Raw genomic sequence first — 17667 nt, forward strand, 5'->3', positions numbered from 1 at the left:
CGAACGCCAGACCAGCGATACCCAGAACACTCTTACGCAGCATGGTGGTCTTCATGGAGAAAGCTCCTTCGGGGGTTGGCCCACACACGCGAGGGGGATCAGCGCGCGGGGCAAGCACCACGAACAGGGGCGCTCAAAGCAAAGGGGGAAAGTCTCAAGGTCCGGCAGGCTTGACAAGCCGGGGGGCTCGGGCGCCGGGACCATGTGTAACGACCGCCGGCCCGCCATCATTCCGGGGCTTGGCCATCCACCCGGCCGCGCCGGAGGGGCTGCTACTGCGGTCGTACGGGACATGTAACGACCCCGGGCCGGCCACGATTCCGGGCTCAGGGTGCCGCCGATCACGGGACGCCCACTCCAGACCGCACGAAGCCGCCACCGGTCAGGCCTCCACAACCGGATACCAAGCCACGATTCCACCCACCCGCCCGCCACCACACACACCGGCCGAACGGCGCAGCGGGGACTTCGGGTGCATTACTTGTCGTCGGGGCAGCACGTACTGCACCCGAAGCCGCTCCGGGCCATCCCGGGGCCGCGGGGCCGGCACTCCCGGGGCGGGCACTCTGGTGGGCGCCTGCCCGGGGCCGAGCACCCCTGGCGGCGCTCCCCAGGCCAGGCGGTCCCCCGAGGGCGGGCACTGTCGGGCGGTGGCCGGTTCGAGGGCGGCGTCCGGGGCGTACCCGGAAGGCGTCCCGTGGCGTACCCGAAAGGGCGGAAAGCGGACGCGGCGCCGCCGCGCGGTGGCCGCCCACGGCGCAGGATGCGGCACGCGCCGGCAGGTGGGAGGCGGGGAAATCCGGATCCGGCGTTACCCTGAGACCATGCAGGCCACCATGCCGACCGCCCACCTGGCCCGCCCGGGCCGTCCCGCGGTGGTGGCGCGCACCCTGGCGGAGCTGGCCGGCCCCACCCGGGGGGTGGTGGAGCTGCCGGTGCGGTTGATGTGGAACGCCGACCGCACGTTCGACCTCGCCGACCCGGACCAGTTGCTCTGGATGTACGAGAACGTCCTGCGGGAGACCACCCGCGCCGAGGACCTGCGGCACCTGATCAACGGGCGCACGCTGCGCCGGGTGTGGCGGCGGCTCAACCTGCCGCGCGGCGTCCGGCAGGCCTGGGAGAGCCGGCACCGGGGTCTGCGGGTCGCGTGACCCACCTGCACGACTTCTACCGGGAGGTGGCCCGGGTGGCGCTGACCGCGGCCGGGCCGCACCGGTTCGTGCTCGGCGGCGGGGTCGCCTGGGCGGCACACGGGCTGGTCACCCGCCCCACCGAGGACGTCGATCTCTTCGCGGACGTGGAGGGCGCCGCCGCGGCCGCCGCCACCGAGGTCCGCGCGGCGCTGGAACGGGCCGGCTTCGCCGTCGACGACGCCGACCCGGACAGCGAACTGGGCGGCCTCTTCGAAGGCTTCGACCGGGACCTGAAGGACTTCGTGGTGACCCGGGGCGACCGGCAGATCCGGTTGAGCCTGGCCCGGCTGGACCGGCACCGCTCCCCGGTGGTGATGGACCTGGGCCCGGTGATGGACGTCCGGGACCTGGTGGCCAACAAGACCGCCGCCCTGGTCAACCGGCGCGAGGTACGCGACTACATCGACGTCTCCTCGGCGCTGGACCACTACCGGGTGGCCGAGCTGCTGGAGCTGGCCCGGCAGGCCGACCCGGCGCTCGACCCGGACGACGTGCGGGAGGCCGGGCGCTACCTGGACCGGGTGCCGGACCAGCGGTTCGCCCGGTACGGCCTGGACGCCGCGCAGGTCGCCGCGCTGCGCCGCCGAATGGCCGACTGGCCCCGCTGACCGGGCGACGAGGGCGACGACCGGCCGGCGGGGCGTGCCTTGCTCACTTGGTCGGCCGGCCGCCGGTCACGCCGAGGATCTCCCCGGTGACGTAGCTGGACTCCTGCGAGGCGAAGAAGACGTACGCCGGGGCCAGTTCGGCGGGCTGCCCGGGGCGGCCCATCGGGGTGTCGGTGCCGAACTGCTTGACCTTCTTCTCCGGCATGGTGGCCGGGATCAGCGGCGTCCAGATCGGGCCGGGCGCGACGGCGTTGACCCGGATGCCCTGCTCGGCCAGCTGGGCGGCGAGACCCTTGGTGAAGTTCGCGATGCCGGCCTTGGTGGTGGCGTAGTCGAGCAACTGCGGGGACGGGTCGAAGGCCTGGATCGACGTGGTGTTGATGATCGCCGAGCCCTCCTTCAGGTGCGGGATCGCGAGCTTGCAGAGCCAGAACATGGCGTACAGGTTGGTCTTCAACACCCGGTCGAACTGCTCGGTGCTGATCGCCGAGATGCCGTCGTCCTGGGACATCTGGTAGGCGGCGTTGTTCACCAGGATGTCGATGCCGCCCAGGTCGGAGACGGTCCGCTCGACCAGGTCCCGGCAGTGCTGCTCCTCGCGGATGTCGGTACGGACCGCCACCCCCCTGCGGCCGGCCTCCTCGACGAGCCGGACGGTCTCCCGGGCGTCCGACTCCTCCTCCTCGGCGAGGTAGGAGATGACGACGTCGGCGCCCTCCCGGGCGAAGGCGATGGCGACCGCCCGTCCGATCCCGGAGTCACCGCCGGTGATCAGGGCACGCTTGCCCTCCAGCCGCCCACTGCCCCGGTACGACTCCTCGCCGTGGTCGGGCTTCGGGCCCATCTCCTTCGTCGAGCCCGGCGCCGGCTGCTGCTGGGCGGGCTGGCCCTCCTGCTGGCCGTACTGGTCGGTGGGGTCCTGCGGGGTGTACTGGTCCTGGCTCACGGCGGTACTCCTCGGTACGTCCATTTGTCCGATCCGGTCCTCATCCGCGCTACCCCGACCGGACGGGGAGAAACGACCGGACGGGGCGTCCGGGGTGGCCGACGTGTTACAAGCGGGTGCCCCTTGGTGCCGGTGGGATGAAACACCTCGGCCTGCTGTGGCGGGAGGGACAGCAGGGTGGTTAGGGTGCGCAACGGCGCCCACGAGGCGCGTCCACCCCCATGGAAAGGCACCTCATGACCTCCTCCTCCGGCGCCTCGCGCCGCCAGGTGCTGGCCGCCGCCGCCGCCGCGGCGACCGCGCCGCTGATCGCCGGCGCCCCCGCGCGGGCGGCCGAGTCGACGGGCCCGAAGACCTGGGACCTGACCATCCTGGGCACCTCGGACACCCACGGCAACGTCTACAACTGGGACTACTACAAGGACGCCGAGTACGACGACAGCAAGCACAACGACGTCGGCGTCGCCAAGCTGGCCACCCTGGTCAACCAGATCCGCGCCGAGCGGGCGGGCAAGGCCACCCTCGTCCTCGACGCCGGTGACACCATCCAGGGCACGCCGCTGGCCACGTACTACGCCAAGCAGGAGCCGATCACCAGCACCGGTGAGACGCACCCGATGGCCAACGCCATGAACATCCTGAAGTACGACGCGGTGACCCTGGGCAACCACGAGTTCAACTACGGCCTGCCGCTGCTGGCGACGTGGATCTCGCAGCTGGGCTTCCCGGCGCTCGCCGCGAACGCGGTCAACGAGGCCACCGGCAAGCCGGCCTACCTGCCGTACGTGATCAAGAAGGTCTCCCTCGGCGGCTGGGACTCCCCGACCATCAACGTCGGCATCCTCGGCCTGACCAACCCGGGCGTGGCCATCTGGGACAAGGGCAACGTCGAGGGCAAGCTGGTCTTCCCCGGCATGGTCGAGACCGCCGCCAAGTGGGTGCCGATCATGCGGGACCGCGGCGCCGACCTGGTCATCATCTCCGCCCACGGCGGCGACAGCGGCACCTCCAGCTACGGTCCGGAGCTGCCGAACGAGAACCCGGTCGCACTGATCGCCCAGCAGGTCCCCGGCATCGACGCGATCCTCTTCGGTCACGCCCACAACGAGGTCGTGGAGCGGTTCGTCACCAACACCGCCACCGGCGCGCAGGTGCTCACCGCCGAGCCGTCGAAGTGGGGGCAGCGGCTGACCCGGATGGACTTCACCGTCCAGAAGGTGCGCGGCACCTGGAAGGTCGTCACCAAGGGCGCCACCATGCTGAACACCAACACCGTGGTGGAGGACCCGGCGGTGCTCGCGGCCGTACGCGGCCAGCACAGCAAGACCGTCGACTACGTCAACACCGTCGTCGCCCAGTCCTCCGAGGAGCTGTCGGCCGCCGAGTCGCGGTACAAGGACACCCCGATCCTGGACTTCATCAACCACGTCCAGACCGAGGTCGTCACCAAGGCCCTCGCCGGCACGTCGTACGCGACGCTGCCGGTGCTGTCGATCGCGGCGCCGTTCAGCCGGACCGCGGTCTTCCCGCAGGGCGACGTGCGCATCCGCGACGTGGCCGGCCTGTACGTCTTCGACAACACCCTCGAGGCCGTGGTGCTCACCGGCGCCGAGCTGCGGGCCTACCTGGAGTACTCGGCGAAGTACTTCAAGACCCTCGCGGTGGGCGCGACCTTCGACCCGGCCACGATCAGCGACCCGCTGGTGCCGGACTACAACTACGACGTGATCTCGGGCGTCGACTACGACATCGACATCTCCAAGCCGCTCGGCCAGCGGATCACCCGCCTGGTGCTGCCGGGCACCGACACCCCGGTCGCGGCGGACGCGCAGTTCGTCATCGCGGTGAACAACTACCGGCGCAGCGGCGGCGGCAACTTCCCCGGCATCGTCAAGACCCAGGTCTACAACGAGCAGCAGGAGATCCGCCAGCTGCTCATCGACTGGGCGCAGGCGAAGGGGACGATCAACCCGGCCGACTTCTTCGTGCCGAACTGGAAGCTGGTCCGCGAGGGCGTGCCGGTCTTCTGATCCGTACCACCGTGACGGGCCGTGGGGGTCTCCCCCGCGGCCCGTCCGCGTTCTCAGCCGCCCGGGCCGAGGCGCAGGTTCCAGTCGTCCGGGTTGCCGGCCGGCTCGGGGCGGTCCCGGCGCGGGTCGGTCTCGGTGAACTCCACCCGGTCCTCCGGGCGGACCGCCGGGGGCAGCTCGCCGAAGCGGACATGGCGCAGGAAGGCGTACTCCTCGTCGGTGAACGACTCGTCGTCAGCCATGCCCGCATTGTGCGCCCGCCCGTCCACTGTCGCATCAACCTCCCGGTCGGGGGTAAGCCGGCCCGACGAACGGCGTCGGCGACCAGGTGGAGGACGACATGCGCGCGGTACGGATGACCGCCCCCGGGGTGCTCGAACAGGTCGAGGTGCCCACCCCGACCGCCGGCCCCGGCGAGGTGCTGCTCGCCGTCGGCGCGGTCGGCGCCTGCCACTCCGACCTGCACATCCTCGACGCGCCGCCGGGGCTCTTCCCGAGCCCGATCACGCTCGGCCACGAGATCGCCGGCACCGTGCACACCCTCGGGCCCGGGGTGACCGGCTGGTCGACCGGGGACCCCGTCGCCGTGTACGGCATCATCGGCTGCGGCACCTGCCGGGGCTGCCTGCACGGGCGGGAGAACGAGTGCCGCACCGTCCCGCCGGGCGGCATCGGCCTCAGCCGCGACGGCGGTCTCGCCGAGTACGTGGCGGTGCCCGCCTCCCGGCTGCTGCACGTGGGCAACCTGGAGCTGGCCCAGGCCGCGCCGCTGACCGACGCCGGGCTCACCCCGTACCACGCGATCGAGTTGGCGCGCCCGGCGCTGCGCCCCGGAACGTCCTGCGTGGTGATCGGGATCGGCGGGCTGGGGCACATGGCGGTGCAGATCCTGGCCGCCACCACCGCCGTGCGGATCATCGCCGTGGACAGCAACGTCGCCGCCCTGGACCTGGCCACCCGGATGGGCGCGCACCACGTCGTGCAGGCCGGCCCGGAGACGGTGGAGAAGATCCGTGAGATCGTCGGACCGGCACCGGACGGCGCCGACGTGGTGATCGACTGCGTGGGCGTCGATCCCACCCTCACCACCGCCCGTTCGGTGGTCTCCACCGGCGGCCGGCTGCTCCTGGTCGGCCTGGGCGGCGGCACCCTACCGGTGCGGCCCGTCGCCGACGAGCCGCCCACCATGCCGCTGGAGACCAGCGTGGTGATCCCGTTCTGGGGTACCCGGGCCGAACTTCAGGAGGTGATCGCCCTGGGGCGGGTGGGACTGCTCAACGCCGACGTGCAGATCTTTCCCCTGGACCGGGCGCCGGAGGCGTACGACCTGCTGCGGCGTGGCGAGATCCACGGCCGGGCCGTGATCGTGCCCTGAGCCGCCGGGGCGCTCAGGGCTACCGGCGCGCCGCCGGCAGCCGGTCCAGCAGCGCCATCGCGGCCCGCACCGGGGCCCGGTCCAGCGTCCCGTCGAAGCTCGCCCGGCCCTGGCAGAACCGCACGAACATCGACCAGCCGGCCGGGGTCGCCAGCAGGGCGTGGAAGACGTCGGGCCGACGCTCGAACACCTCCAGCAGCCGGTGCCCGGCGCGCATCGACGGCACCAGCCGCGCGTGTACGTCCCGCTCGTAGCGGCCCGGGTCGCCGGCGGCCACCGCCTCCCCGGCGAGGGTGCCGGAGCGCAGCGCGAAGCTGATCCCCTCCCGGCTCCACGGCTCCAGCAGGCCGGCCGCGTCGCCGACCACCAGCACCCGGTCGCGCCGCAGCGGCGAGTCCTCGGCCCGGCACCGGGTCAGGTGCCCCGAGTCGTGCTCCGGGTCGATGTCGGACAGCCCCAGCCGGTCGACGAATCGGCGCAGGTAGTCCCGCGTCCGTTCCCCTTCGCCGCGCGCCGCGATCACCCCGACGGTCAACGTGTCGGCCTTGGGGAAGACCCAGGCGTAGGAGCCCGGGACGGGGCCCCAGTCCAGCAGCAGCCGGCCCTGCCAGCGCCGCGCGATGTCGGGCGGGACCGGCAGTTCCCGTTCCAGGCCCAGGTCGACCTGGCGGAAGCGGACCCCCACGTGCCGGGAGGTGATCCCGGAGGAGCCGTCCGCCCCGATCACCGTCCGGGAGGTCACCGAGGTGCCGTCGGCCAGCCGTACGCGTACCCCGTCGGGGTCCTGGTCGAGGCCGCGGACGGCGACACCGCCGCGGACCTCGGCCCCGGCGGACACCGCGGCCGCGCGCAGCCGGTCATCGAACTCGTCCCGGCGCACCATGGACACCAGCGGCGTGCGGTGCCGGCGGGTGAAACCACGTCGCCCGTCCCGGGTGAAGGTGACCCGGTCGACCCGGTCGTGCGCCGGCACCTCGATCCGACCGGCGACGGCGGAGAGCGAGGTGCCGATCAGGCCCCCGCCGCAGGTCTTGTAGCGGGGATGGGTGGCCCGGTCCAGCACCAGCGTGCGGACGCCCGCCGCGGCCGCGACCCGGGCGGCGGCGAGCCCCGCGGGGCCGGCGCCCACCACCACGAGATCCCAGATGATCACGCCGTCAGCCTAGGCCAACCCGGCGCGGCCGGCCGCACACGACCGCCCGTCCGGGTGGGCATTGTCGGACATCTGGCGGGTAAGCCGCGGTACCCAGACGCCCCGCCGGACCGGGCGGGTCACAGCAAGGAGGTCACCATGCAGCAGCTCCGTCTGTCGGAGATCGAGGTACGGGTGTACGAGGCGGTGACCGCGCTGGAGACGCGCGGACAGGTGCCCTATCCCGACCTGATCGCCGCCGAATCCGGCATGGCCGAGGAGGAGATCCACGCCCCGCTTCACCTGCTCACCGAGAAGGGCCTGTTGCACCGGGAGGACTCGCCGATGGCAGGGCTCGACTTCGGCCCGCGGTGGTGTGCCCGCCAGATGGCGTGACCGTCCCGTCCGGTTTGCCGGGGAGCGGCCCGGGTAGCGGTCGGACATGCATGATCGATCGACCAGCGATCGCGGTTCGACGGTGAGCACCGCGCCGTCGCCGGACGGGGACCGGCGCCGGTGGCAGGCCCTCGGCGTCGGACTGGTCGCCGCGTTCATGACGCTGCTGGACGTCAGCATCGTCAACGTCGCGGTGCCGTCGGTGGAGAAGGCGCTGCACGCCAGCCCGAGCGACCTGCAGTGGGTGCTCTCCGGGTATGCGCTGACCTTCGGCCTGATCCTGGTGCCGGCCGGCCGGTTCGGCGACGCCCGCGGGCGGCGCAACGCCTTCGTGCTGGGCATCGCCCTGTTCACGCTCACCAGCGCGCTCGCCGGCCTGGCGACCTCCCCCGGCTGGCTGGTGGCCGCCCGGCTGCTCCAGGGCGCCGCGGCCGGCATCGTGAACCCGCAGGTCACCGGGCTGATCCAGCAGCTGTTCCGGGGCTCCGAGCGGGGCCGCGCCTTCGGGCTGCTCGGCGCCACCATCGGCATCTCCACCGCCGTCGGCCCGCTGCTCGGTGGGCTGCTCATCCAGCTCGGCGGCGAGGCGCACGGCTGGCGGTGGGTCTTCTTCGTCAACGTGCCGGTCGGCATCGTCGCGGTGCTGCTCGGCTGGCGGCTGCTGCCGTCCCGCCCCACCGGGCAGCCCGACCGGCACCGACTCGACCCGGTCGGGGTGCTGCTGCTCGGCGTCGGCGTGGTGTGCCTGCTCCTGCCGCTCGTGCAGCGGGAACAGTGGCACAGCGGCTGGAAGTGGGCGCTCGTGCCGGCCGGACTCCTGCTGCTGGCCGGCTTCGGGCTCTGGGAACACCGGTACGCCCGCCGGCAGACCCCGCTGTTCGACCTGCGGCTGTTCGGGGTGCGGTCGTACACCCTCGGCGCGTTGATCGCGCTGATCTATTTCGGCGGGTTCACCGCGATCTTCTTCATCTTCACCCTCTACCTGCAGAACGGCCTCGGGTACAGCGCGCTCGTCGCCGGCCTGGCGATCACCCCGTTCGCCCTCGGGTCCGCGCTGGCCTCCGCCCTCGGCGGCCGGGTCGTCAACCGGTTCGGCCGGCCGCTGGTCGGCATCGGCCTCGCCGTCGTGGTGCTCGGCCTCGGCGCGGTGGTCGTAGTGCTGCGCGGTACCCCGTCCGGCTCGGTACCGCTGCTGACGGCGGTGCCCCTGCTGCTCGCCGGGCTGGGCAGCGGCCTGGTCATCGCTCCGAACCAGACGCTGACCCTCGCCGAGGTGCCCGTTCCCCAGGCCGGCAGTGCCGCCGGGATGCTGCAGACCGGTCAGCGGATCGGTTCGGCCGCGGGTATCGCGGCGGTCGGGTCGGTGTTCTTCTCGTCGCTGTCCAGCACGCGCGGGGACTGGTCGGCGGCCTTCCGACACTCGCTGCTGCTGGCCACGGGCATCATCGCGCTCGCCCTGATAGCGGCCCTACTCGACGTGGCGCTGAGCCGCCACGCGAACCACTCCTCGTCGCACCGCCCCGCGCGCTCCTCGGCCACCGACCGCCCCTGACACCCCGCCCTCGACTCCTCGCCCTCGACTCCTCGCCTCGTTGATCATGGGGTTACCGGCGGTGTGGATCTCCTCCACTACCGTCAACCTCATGATCAACGCGGGTGGGAGGGCGGAGGTGGGGAGATCTTGGACGGTTGGCGTCAGCTGGGGACCGTAGCCGTCCAGGATTCGGATACGCCGCTGGCCGGCACCCCGTGAGGGGTGCCGGCCAGCGTTCGTTGGCTTGTGGGGTCAGCTGTTCCAGTGCGCGGCGACGAGGTCGGCGGCCTGCTGCTCCCACTGGGCGTAGGCGTCCGGGTAGGCGGAGACCTGCACGGTCTGGGCGGCTTCGGTCAGCGGCATGTCCTGCCAGCCGTCGATCTGCTTGAGGCCCTTCTGGAAGGCCATCGTGGAGTAGATCGGGTCGGTGATCTGCTCCGGGCTGCCCCAACCCGAGGACGGGCGCTGCTGGAACAGGCCCAGCGAGTCGTGGTCGTTACGGTCGCCGAGGTGGCCCAGGTTCTCCAGCTTCGACTCCTGCAGGCTGGTGGCGATGGAGATGACCGCGGCCCGCTCGTCCAGACCCGACTTCTTCGTCGCCGCGATGATCGCCTTCACGTTCGCGGTCTGCTCATCGTTCAGATCGATGCGCGACTGCGCGCCCTGCACACCGTGCGGGATCAACTTGGCCTTGTCCACACCCGGCTTGTCGGCCTGCACGGCCACCGCGACGGGCTTGACGTCCACCGCCGGGGCGGCGTGCGCCTCGGCCATCGGACCGGCGAACACGCCACCGGCGAACGCCAGACCAGCGATACCCAGAACACTCTTACGCAGCATGGTGGTCTTCATGGAGAAAGCTCCTTCGGGGGTTGGCCCACACACGCGAGGGGGATCAGCGCGCGGGGCAAGCACCACGAACAGAGGCGCTCAAAACACAAAGGGGGAAAGTCTTCGTCCGGCTGGCTTCACGAGCGGGGGCTCGGGCGCCGGGACCATGTGTAACGACCGCCTGCCCGCCATCATTCCGGGGCCACCGCATCCATCCGGGCGGGCCGGAGGGGCCTGCTACTGCGGTCGTACGGGATATGTAACGACCCCGGGCCGGCCACGATTCCAGCCTCAGGGTGCCGCCGGTCACGGGACGGCACTCACCATCGGGCGCAGACGGGACATCGGCGCGGCCGCACCACACCTCGGGACCCGACAAGCAGCACCGCCCCCACCTCGGGACCGGACACATCACACAGACGACGCACCGGCAGCTCGGGTGGCGGGCGTTCTCGCGGACGGCACCGACTGCACCTGAAGCGGCTACCGGCCGTTGCGGCACGGCACGCGAGGAAGCCGCCTGGCTTGTCTGCGGCGGGACGCAGTGTCGGGAACGATCCGGCGAAGAGCGGTATGACTCCGCGTCATATTCATGACGCTCCGTCATATCGCTCATCACCACATCGCTGGCCTCACGCGACACGCCCGTTTAGCCGGTACCGAGGGACCCCGCGACGACGCGACCGGCCGGCCCCCTCACGGGGACCGGCCGGTCGATGCGTTCAGGTGATCACCAGAGCTGCTGGACGATGTCCGCCGCCTGCTCCTCCCACTGCGCGTACGCGTACGGGAAGGCCGAGACCTGGACGGTCTGCGCCGCGGCGGTCAGCGGCAGGTCCTGCCAGCCGGGCACGTTCCTCAGCGCCTGGAAGAAGGCCCGCGAGGCGTACTTCGGGTCGGTGACCTCCTCCGGCGTGCCCCAACCCGACGACGGACGCTGCTGGAACAGGCCCTGCGAGTCGTGGTCGTTGTACGCGCCGAGGTGACCCAGGTTGTAGAGCTTGGACTCCTGCAGCGAGGTGGCGATGCCGATCACCGCACCCCGCTCCCCCACGCCGGTCTCCTTGGCCTCCTTGATGATGGCCTTGGCGTTGGCGAGTTGGGCGTCGTCGAGCGGGACGCGGGACTGCGCGCCCTCGACGCCGTGCGGGATGAGCTCGTCCTTGCTCGGCTTGCCGGACGGGACCTCGGCGGTCTTGCTGCCCATGGTCAGCCCCGACTCGACAGTGGTGGCCTGCCGGTTCTTGCCGGTGGCCAGGTCGATGGCGGCGACGGCACCCGCGTGCGGTCCGCCGGTGATGGGGGCGGCCACTGCGGCAGGTCCGAATGCCAGGCCGCCGAGGGCGGCGATGCCAGCGATGCCCAGTGCGGTCCGGCGATTCTTCGCGATGGCCGGGAGCCATCGAGTGAAGTCCTGCTTCACGATGGTTGCCCTTTCGATCGTGTCGACGCGCTCCTTCAGTGAGCGCCCCTCGGGGGAACAGCTCCGCCGACGGGGGTTTGCATGCCGGCGGTACGGGGGACACAACCAGCTTCGCGTGTCGGTCATTCCGGAAATGCCGGGGCCCCGCTGAGGCTGCGGCCTGGCTCACCTCCGGTCCGTGCGTCCCGGGTCGAACGGGACGAACGGGCAGGTCAGGTGCGGGGTGCGCCGTACCGGACCAGGACGTGCCAGAGCTGCTTCAGGTGCTGGAGGGTGTCCGCCGTCGGCCCCCGGTCGGCCCAGCGGTGCGGCTCGCGGACCACCGAGGCTGCCGCCCGCCCGACCAGCGCGGCATCGATCAGCTCGCCCGGTCGGGCGAACTCGGCGTGCACGCGGGCCGCCAGCGGCGGGATCGCAGGCCCGCGGAACTCCGGATCGACTCCCTCGACCGGTAACGCGAATCCACCGTGGAACACCAGGTCGAGCCGGTGCCGCCGGGCGATTGTCGCCAGCGCGTGCCCAGTGTCCGTATCGCGGAACGAGGGGTCGACCACCAGCGCCGCGACGTCCCGACCCAGGCCGACCCCGCCGTGGATCTGGGCCTCCACGTAGTCGTCGAGGGCGCGGCCGGCCGCGCCCGGCCGCCAGGGTGCCCACGCGTGCCGGTCGAGCAGGACCCGGGTCAGGCCCGCGACGCCCAGGCCGGTGACGCCCAGACAGGACCCGTCGCCGCCGGTCGCCGCCAGCAGGGCGGCCAGGATCGGCTCACAGGCGTCCGCCGTACCCAGGTCCCGGGCGCCGACGGAGCTGTCCCCGAAGCAGAGCGTCGCCCGGCCCAGCACCTCCGGCCGCAGCACCAGGTGGCAGGAGCCGAAGCGGGGGCACGCGCCGTCCGGGTGGCCGAGCAGATTCAGGCCGCCGTAGACCGGCCGGTCCGCCGGGCGTACGCCGGCCCTGTGGTACGCCCCGCCGAACAGCCGCTCCTCCCACCGGTCCCGGTCCCCACCGGGGTACGCGGTGAGCCCGCCGTTGGAGATGCCGGTGACGAACTGGCTGCGGTACATGCCCTCGTCGGCGAGCGCGCCGGCAACCGTGCGCCCGTCCGCCAGCAGCCGGTCGGGGTGGAAGTTCACGGTCAGTCCACCGTGTGCGGCGACCGCCCGCACCAGTTCCTCGGGCCGACAGGTGACGGCGGATGCGGCCAGGTGCCGGGCGATCACCGCGAGGGCGGCCGGGCGGTGACCCGACGCCGCCTCGCGCACGTGGGCCAGCGCGGCCGCCTGCGCGGTGGTGAGAGATGGCGCGTCGGGCCGGCTCGTCCGGGAGGTGACGGACATGGAGAGCATCGTGGTCGCCGTGATCATGACCGGCAACCCGATTCCTGCCGAGGTGGGGTTACAGTGAGTTCCCGCCGATCGAAGGACGAGTATGCGCATGCGGTGGGATGTCCGGTGACCGGGTCGTACGAGTTGCGACCGGTCGGCCGGGTCGAGTCGCCGCTGACCGACCTGGACCGCGCCCCGAAGCAGGGCGACGAGGGCGCGCCCGAGGCCTGGCTCGTCTTCACCCCCGCCGTCGCCGCCGGCCTGCGCGACCTGCGACCCGGCACCGACGTGCTGGTGCTGACCTGGCTGGACCGGGCCGACCGGGACGTGCTTGCGGTGCATCCGCGCGGGGACCGGAGCAGGCCGGAGACCGGGGTGTTCAGCACCCGCTCCCCCCACCGGCCCAATCCGATCGGGCTGCACCGGGTACGGGTGCTGGCGGTCGACGGCCCGCGGGTGCGGGTCGCCGACCTCGAGGCGGTGGACGGCACGCCCGTGCTCGACGTCAAGCCGGTGCTCGACGGGGAGCGCTGAGCTCGCTCGTCAGTGCCCCCGGGCGAGCCACTCGTCGAGGTGCGGGGCCTCCGCGCCGATGGTGGTGCTGTCGCCGTGCCCGGTGTGCACCGCCGTCTCCGGCGCCAGGGTGAGCAGCCGCGTACGGATCGACGCGATGATGGTCCCGAAGTCGCTGTAGGACCGACCGGTGGCGCCCGGGCCGCCGGCGAAGAGGGTGTCGCCGGTGAAGACCGCCGCGAGATCCGGGGCGTGGAAGCTGCACGCCCCGGGGCTGTGGCCGGGGGTGTGCAGCACCCGCAGGGTGGTGCCGGCGACGTCGACGGCCTGCCCGTCGGCCAGTTTCCCGTCCGGCGCCACGTCGGGGTGGACCAGGTCCCAGAGGACCCGGTCGGCGGGGTGCAGCAGCACCGGCGCGCCGGTCGCCTTCGCCAACTCGGGGGCGACCCGTACGTGGTCGTCGTGGGCGTGAGTGGCCAGGACGGCGACCACCCGGCGATCGCCGACGGCGCGCAGGATCGCCGCCACGTCGTGCGGGGCGTCCACGACGACGCACTCGGCGTTGTCGCCGACCACCCAGACGTTGTTGTCGACGTCGAAGGTCTGCCCGTCGAGGGAGAAGGTGCCGGCGGTGACGGCGTGGTCGATCCGGGCGGTCACGGGAAGACCACCACCGAGCGCAGCACGTCGCCGTGGTGCATCCGGGAGAACGCCTCCTCGACCTGGTCCAGCGCGATCTCCTCGGTGACGAAGGCGTCCAGGTCCAGGCGGCCCTGCAGGTAGAGCTCGGTGAGCAGCGGGAAGTCCCGGCTGGGCAGGCAGTCGCCGTACCAGCTGGACTTGAGCGCGCCGCCGCGGCCGAAGACGTCCAGCAGCGGCAGGTCGACCGTCATCTCCGGGGTCGGCACGCCGACCAGCACGACCGTGCCGGCCAGGTCGCGGGCGTAGAACGCCTGCTTCCAGGTCTCCGGCCGGCCGACCGCGTCGATCACCACGTCGGCGCCGAAGCCGCCCGTTGCGGCCCGGATCGCCTCGACGGCGTCCTCAGCCGAGGCGTTGACGGTGTGGGTGGCGCCGAACTTCCGCGCCCACTCGAGCTTGCGAGCGTCGGTGTCCACCGCGACGATCGTCGTCGCGCCCGCCAGGGCAGCACCGGCCACCGCGGCGTCGCCGACGCCGCCGCAGCCGATCACCGCCACGGAGTCGCCCCGGGTGACGCCGCCGGTGTTCATCGCCGCGCCCAGGCCGGCCATCACGCCGCAGCCGAGCAGGCCCACCGCGGCGGGCCGGGCGGCCGGGTCGACCTTGGTGCACTGACCGGCGTGGACCAGCGTCTTCTCGGCGAAGGCGCCGATGCCGAGCGCAGGGGCGAGTTCGGTGCCGTCGGTCAGGGTCATCTTCCGGGCCGCGTTGTGGGTGTCGAAGCAGTACCACGGGCGGCCGCGGCGGCAGGCGCGGCACACTCCGCAGACCGCCCGCCAGTTGAGCACCACGAAGTCGCCGGGCGCGACGCCGGTCACGCCCTCCCCCACCTGCTCCACGATTCCGGCGGCCTCGTGCCCGAGCAGGAACGGATAGTCGTCGTTGATGCCGCCCTCGCGGTAGTGCAGGTCGGTGTGGCAGACCCCGCAGGACTGGACCTTCACCACCGCCTCGCCCGGCCCCGGGTCGGGCACCACGATGGTGGCGACCTCGACCGGCGCGCCCTTGCGCCGCGAAATGACTCCCCGGACTTCCTGGCTCACGCGATCCTCCTGCCTGCGGTGGCGATGACCTCTCCGCGAACCTACCGCCGATCACCGCGGGCGGCCCAGCGGTGCCGGGCGGATTGGGGTGGCGTACGTCGGGTAGGCGGGGGCACGGTCGCGTCGCAGGGACGGGAGGGCAGATGAAGCTGACACATGCGCCGTTACGGCTCAGCATCGGTGCGTTCATCCTCAATTCGGGGCTGGGCAAGCGGACCCTGGAGGGGGAGGCCGCCGAGGCGGTACACGGGATGGCGGTGGGGGCCATCCCACAGCTGCGGCAGGTGGAGGCGGCGCGCTTCGCCATGCTGCTGTCCCGAGCGGAGATCGCCCTGGGCGCCGCCCTGCTCATCCCGTTCGTGCCGTCGCTGCTGGGCGGTCTGGGGCTGACCGCGTTCGGCGCCGGGCTGGTGCAGCTCTACGTCAAGACGCCCGGACTGCGGGAGCCGAACAGCCTGAAGCCGACCCAGGCGGGTATCGGCTTCGCCAAGGACGTCTGGCTGGTCGGCGCGGGCCTGACCCTGGTGCTGGACTCCCTCACCCACCGCCGGCGCTGACGCAGCGCCCGCGGCCGGAGCCGGGAGGGCGGTCGTCACGCGCCGGGGGCGGCCCCCGCGGGTACGGGCGCGGCCGCGCGCTCGGCGGCGTGCCGGCGCCGGGCGGCGTTGCGGTAGCGCAGCACCTGGACCACGCCGAGCGCCCAGAGCAGGTACTGCACGGCGAAGGCCCAGCGGAACGCGTCCAGCGGCGGGGTGGCAGCGCCGGCGGGCGTGGTCAGGTCGAGCACCACGCCGACCGCGAGGATCAGCACGATTGACGCGACGAAGCCGCCGACGTTGACGATCCCGGTCGCGCTGCCGATCCGGTGCACCGGGTTGAAGGTGCGCGCGTAGTCGAAGCCGATCACCGAGCCGGGGCCGTTCACCGCGAGCACCAGCACCAGGGTGACCAGCAGCCAGCGCGGCGCCGGCCCCGGCCAGGCCAGCACCACCGCCCAGATCGCGGCGGTGGCGGCGGTGATGGCAAAGACCAGCACCGAGCGGCGGAACGGGTGCCGGGCGCAGAGGTGCGCGATGACCGGCCCGCAGAGCAGCGTGGCGACCGTCATCAGGGTGAGCAGGGACGCGGCGGCGGTCGGCGACATGCCCTGGCCCTGCACCAGGAACGGGTAGCCCCAGAGCAGCGCGAAGACCGCGCCGGAGAACTGGGTGACGAAGTGCGTCCACAGGCCCAGCCGGGTGCCCGGCTGGGACCAGGCGGCGGCGAGTTCCCGCCGTACGGTGGCCAGGCTCGGGGCGACGGCGGTGGCGTGTTCGACGTGCGGGGTGTCCCGTACCGCCACGGCCACCGTCACCAGCACCGTCGCGCCGAGCGCGGCGGCGGTCAGGAAGGCCGGGGTCCAGCCCGCGTGGTGCAGCAGCGCGACCAGCGGCACCGCGCCGAGGATCGCGCCGAGCTGGCCGAGGGTGCCGGTGAGCTGCACCAGCAGCGGGTTGCGCCGGCCCGGGAACCAGAACGCCACGATGCGCAGCACGCTGATGAAGGTCATCGCGTCGCCGAGGCCGACCAGCACCCGGGCGGCCACGGCGAGGCGTACGTCGGTGGCGACGGCGAAGCAGAGCTGGCCGGCGACCATCAGCGCGCCGCCGACGAGCAGCAGCCGGCGGGAGCCGTACCGGTCGAGCAGCACCCCGACCGGCACCTGCATGGCCGCGTAGACGGCGAGCTGGGCGACGGAGAAGGTGGCCAGGGCCGAGGCGTTGATGTCGAAGCGGTGCGCCGCGTCCACCCCGGTCACGCCCAGCGAGCTGCGGTGAAACACGGCGGCCACGTAGGCGAGGACGGCCACCGCCCAGATCAGCGCGGCGGAGCGGCGGGCGGTGGTCGGGGCCGCGGTCACCGCAGGGTCCGCAGCACGGTGGCGGCGTTGTCGATGTGCGCGCTGACCGCGTCCCGCCAGGCCTGCGGGTCGTCGCCGTCGAGGGCGGCGAGCTGGGCGGCGTGCTCGCCGAGGGCCACGTCGGCCCAGCCGGGCGAGAGCCGGAAACTGGCCTCGCCCATCCGCAGCTGGCGGTCGCGCAGCCGGTGGTAGAGCTCGGCGAGGATCTCGTTGCCGGCGGCCTCGACCACGCTGGCGTGGAAGGCCCGGTCGGCCTCCATCAGCGCGCGCAGGTCACCGGCGGCGTGCGCCTCGCGCATCCGTTGCAGCCAGCCGGCGAGCACCGGGCGCAGGGTGTGCCGCTGCGGCCAGACCCGGTCGGCGGCGTGCAGCTCGACCAGCCGGCGGGCCTCGACGACGTCGGTGATCTCCCGGGCGGAGACGGGACGGATCAGCGCCCCGCGCTTCGGGTAGAGCGCCACCAGGCCCTCGGCCTCCAGCCGGAGCAGCGCCTCCCGGACCGGGGTGCGGGAGACCCCGGCGGCCTCGGCGATCTCGCCCTCACTGATCAGCAGGCCACCCGGGTAGACCTGCTCGAGGATTCCCTGCTTGAGGTGCCGGTAGGCGCGTTCGGCGGCCGACGGCGCGGCGACCCGCGCCGGCGGGCTGGGATGCGTCATGTATCTATGATGCGTCCCTCATGGTGCGGCGGTCCGGCGGGTGGGCGGGAGGTG

18 protein-coding genes are annotated in these 17667 nt (G+C 72.8%); 8 read left to right on the forward strand and 10 right to left on the reverse strand.

Translation table 11 applies throughout. From position 1 onward, the window contains the following. Positions 1-824 precede the first annotated feature (824 nt). Together AC5RWQ_RS19520 and AC5RWQ_RS19525 are read left to right on the forward strand one after the other, a co-directional pair. Positions 825-1154 carry a hypothetical protein gene (locus tag AC5RWQ_RS19520; protein ID WP_334493651.1) on the forward strand — a complete coding sequence of 110 codons (330 nt, stop codon included), beginning with the start codon at positions 825-827 and terminating at the stop codon, positions 1152-1154. Further along, on the forward strand, positions 1151-1804 hold the full coding sequence (locus tag AC5RWQ_RS19525; RefSeq protein WP_494284138.1) for a nucleotidyl transferase AbiEii/AbiGii toxin family protein: 654 nt from the start codon (positions 1151-1153) through the stop codon (positions 1802-1804). The genes AC5RWQ_RS19520 and AC5RWQ_RS19525 overlap by 4 nt, the downstream gene beginning before the upstream one ends. Before the next feature lie 43 nt (positions 1805-1847). On the opposite strand, the gene AC5RWQ_RS19530 is transcribed toward AC5RWQ_RS19525, so the two are convergent. Continuing rightward, complete coding sequence (locus tag AC5RWQ_RS19530) at positions 1848-2750, reverse strand: SDR family oxidoreductase (RefSeq protein WP_494284139.1); 903 nt, start codon at positions 2748-2750, stop codon at positions 1848-1850. Between the two features lie 236 nt (positions 2751-2986). Between AC5RWQ_RS19530 and AC5RWQ_RS19535 the strand changes: the two genes are divergently transcribed. Then, positions 2987-4780: a bifunctional metallophosphatase/5'-nucleotidase gene (locus AC5RWQ_RS19535; protein ID WP_494284309.1), complete on the forward strand. Its 1794-nt coding sequence runs from the start codon at positions 2987-2989 to the stop codon at positions 4778-4780. A gap of 53 nt (positions 4781-4833) precedes the next feature. Here the strand turns inward: AC5RWQ_RS19535 and AC5RWQ_RS19540 are convergent, their stop codons facing one another. Further along, positions 4834-5022 (reverse strand): hypothetical protein, encoded by a 189-nt coding sequence (locus AC5RWQ_RS19540; protein ID WP_334493663.1) that lies wholly within the window; start codon positions 5020-5022, stop codon positions 4834-4836. 98 nt (positions 5023-5120) lie between these two features. Between AC5RWQ_RS19540 and AC5RWQ_RS19545 the strand changes: the two genes are divergently transcribed. Next, a complete protein-coding gene (locus tag AC5RWQ_RS19545; protein WP_494284140.1) occupies positions 5121-6155 on the forward strand; it encodes an NAD(P)-dependent alcohol dehydrogenase in 1035 nt (344 codons plus the stop codon). Positions 6156-6174: 19 nt separating this feature from the next. On the opposite strand, the gene AC5RWQ_RS19550 is transcribed toward AC5RWQ_RS19545, so the two are convergent. Further along, entirely contained in the window at positions 6175-7308 is a 1134-nt protein-coding gene (locus AC5RWQ_RS19550; RefSeq protein ID WP_494284141.1) for a geranylgeranyl reductase family protein, read from the reverse strand. Between the two features lie 138 nt (positions 7309-7446). On the opposite strand from AC5RWQ_RS19550, the gene AC5RWQ_RS19555 reads away from it, so the two are divergent. Then, complete coding sequence (locus AC5RWQ_RS19555) at positions 7447-7683, forward strand: hypothetical protein (protein WP_494284142.1); 237 nt, start codon at positions 7447-7449, stop codon at positions 7681-7683. Positions 7684-7729: 46 nt separating this feature from the next. Beyond that, positions 7730-9235 carry an MFS transporter gene (locus AC5RWQ_RS19560; protein ID WP_494284143.1) on the forward strand — a complete coding sequence of 502 codons (1506 nt, stop codon included), beginning with the start codon at positions 7730-7732 and terminating at the stop codon, positions 9233-9235. Positions 9236-9469: 234 nt separating this feature from the next. On the opposite strand, the gene AC5RWQ_RS19565 is transcribed toward AC5RWQ_RS19560, so the two are convergent. The 3 genes from AC5RWQ_RS19565 to AC5RWQ_RS19575 form a co-directional block, all read right to left on the reverse strand. Continuing rightward, positions 9470-10069 carry a hypothetical protein gene (locus AC5RWQ_RS19565; RefSeq protein WP_494284144.1) on the reverse strand — a complete coding sequence of 200 codons (600 nt, stop codon included), beginning with the start codon at positions 10067-10069 and terminating at the stop codon, positions 9470-9472. A 709-nt stretch (positions 10070-10778) separates the two neighbouring features. After that, positions 10779-11471 (reverse strand): hypothetical protein, encoded by a 693-nt coding sequence (locus AC5RWQ_RS19570; protein WP_494284145.1) that lies wholly within the window; start codon positions 11469-11471, stop codon positions 10779-10781. A gap of 212 nt (positions 11472-11683) precedes the next feature. Then, the gene (locus AC5RWQ_RS19575; protein ID WP_494284146.1) at positions 11684-12808 is read right to left on the reverse strand and encodes a DUF3626 domain-containing protein; all 1125 of its coding nucleotides are present in this window, start codon (positions 12806-12808) and stop codon (positions 11684-11686) included. Between the two features lie 114 nt (positions 12809-12922). On the opposite strand from AC5RWQ_RS19575, the gene tsaA reads away from it, so the two are divergent. Then, positions 12923-13330, forward strand: coding sequence for a tRNA (N6-threonylcarbamoyladenosine(37)-N6)-methyltransferase TrmO (tsaA, locus tag AC5RWQ_RS19580; RefSeq protein WP_494284147.1), 408 nt, complete (start codon positions 12923-12925; stop codon positions 13328-13330). A gap of 9 nt (positions 13331-13339) precedes the next feature. Here the strand turns inward: tsaA and AC5RWQ_RS19585 are convergent, their stop codons facing one another. Continuing rightward, complete coding sequence (locus tag AC5RWQ_RS19585) at positions 13340-13969, reverse strand: MBL fold metallo-hydrolase (protein ID WP_494284148.1); 630 nt, start codon at positions 13967-13969, stop codon at positions 13340-13342. Next, positions 13966-15054 (reverse strand): S-(hydroxymethyl)mycothiol dehydrogenase, encoded by a 1089-nt coding sequence (locus tag AC5RWQ_RS19590; RefSeq protein WP_494284149.1) that lies wholly within the window; start codon positions 15052-15054, stop codon positions 13966-13968. Before AC5RWQ_RS19590 ends, AC5RWQ_RS19585 begins: the two co-directional genes overlap by 4 nt. Positions 15055-15197: 143 nt before the next feature. Between AC5RWQ_RS19590 and AC5RWQ_RS19595 the strand changes: the two genes are divergently transcribed. Further along, entirely contained in the window at positions 15198-15611 is a 414-nt protein-coding gene (locus tag AC5RWQ_RS19595) for a hypothetical protein (RefSeq protein WP_494284150.1), read from the forward strand. Positions 15612-15646: 35 nt separating this feature from the next. Here the strand turns inward: AC5RWQ_RS19595 and AC5RWQ_RS19600 are convergent, their stop codons facing one another. Together AC5RWQ_RS19600 and AC5RWQ_RS19605 are read right to left on the reverse strand one after the other, a co-directional pair. Next, the gene (locus AC5RWQ_RS19600; RefSeq protein WP_494284151.1) at positions 15647-16954 is read right to left on the reverse strand and encodes an MFS transporter; all 1308 of its coding nucleotides are present in this window, start codon (positions 16952-16954) and stop codon (positions 15647-15649) included. Next, a complete protein-coding gene (locus AC5RWQ_RS19605) occupies positions 16951-17613 on the reverse strand; it encodes a GntR family transcriptional regulator (protein WP_494284152.1) in 663 nt (220 codons plus the stop codon). Before AC5RWQ_RS19605 ends, AC5RWQ_RS19600 begins: the two co-directional genes overlap by 4 nt. Positions 17614-17667 lie beyond the last annotated feature (54 nt).

Source organism: Micromonospora sp. BS32 (genome assembly GCF_059089345.1).

Excerpts from the sequence above, each read along its gene's own strand:
- AC5RWQ_RS19540 (WP_334493663.1), bottom strand. The coding sequence starts at position 5,022 with ATGGCTGACGACGAGTCGTTCACCGACGAGGAGTACGCCTTCCTGCGC.
- AC5RWQ_RS19555 (WP_494284142.1), top strand. The coding sequence starts at position 7,447 with ATGCAGCAGCTCCGTCTGTCGGAGATCGAGGTACGGGTGTACGAGGCG.
- AC5RWQ_RS19560 (WP_494284143.1), top strand. The coding sequence starts at position 7,730 with ATGCATGATCGATCGACCAGCGATCGCGGTTCGACGGTGAGCACCGCG.
- AC5RWQ_RS19520 (WP_334493651.1), top strand. The coding sequence starts at position 825 with ATGCAGGCCACCATGCCGACCGCCCACCTGGCCCGCCCGGGCCGTCCC.
- AC5RWQ_RS19595 (WP_494284150.1), top strand. The coding sequence starts at position 15,198 with ATGAAGCTGACACATGCGCCGTTACGGCTCAGCATCGGTGCGTTCATC.
- AC5RWQ_RS19605 (WP_494284152.1), bottom strand. The coding sequence starts at position 17,613 with ATGACGCATCCCAGCCCGCCGGCGCGGGTCGCCGCGCCGTCGGCCGCC.
- AC5RWQ_RS19535 (WP_494284309.1), top strand. The coding sequence starts at position 2,987 with ATGACCTCCTCCTCCGGCGCCTCGCGCCGCCAGGTGCTGGCCGCCGCC.
- AC5RWQ_RS19575 (WP_494284146.1), bottom strand. The coding sequence starts at position 12,808 with ATGTCCGTCACCTCCCGGACGAGCCGGCCCGACGCGCCATCTCTCACC.
- AC5RWQ_RS19545 (WP_494284140.1), top strand. The coding sequence starts at position 5,121 with ATGCGCGCGGTACGGATGACCGCCCCCGGGGTGCTCGAACAGGTCGAG.
- AC5RWQ_RS19565 (WP_494284144.1), bottom strand. The coding sequence starts at position 10,069 with ATGAAGACCACCATGCTGCGTAAGAGTGTTCTGGGTATCGCTGGTCTG.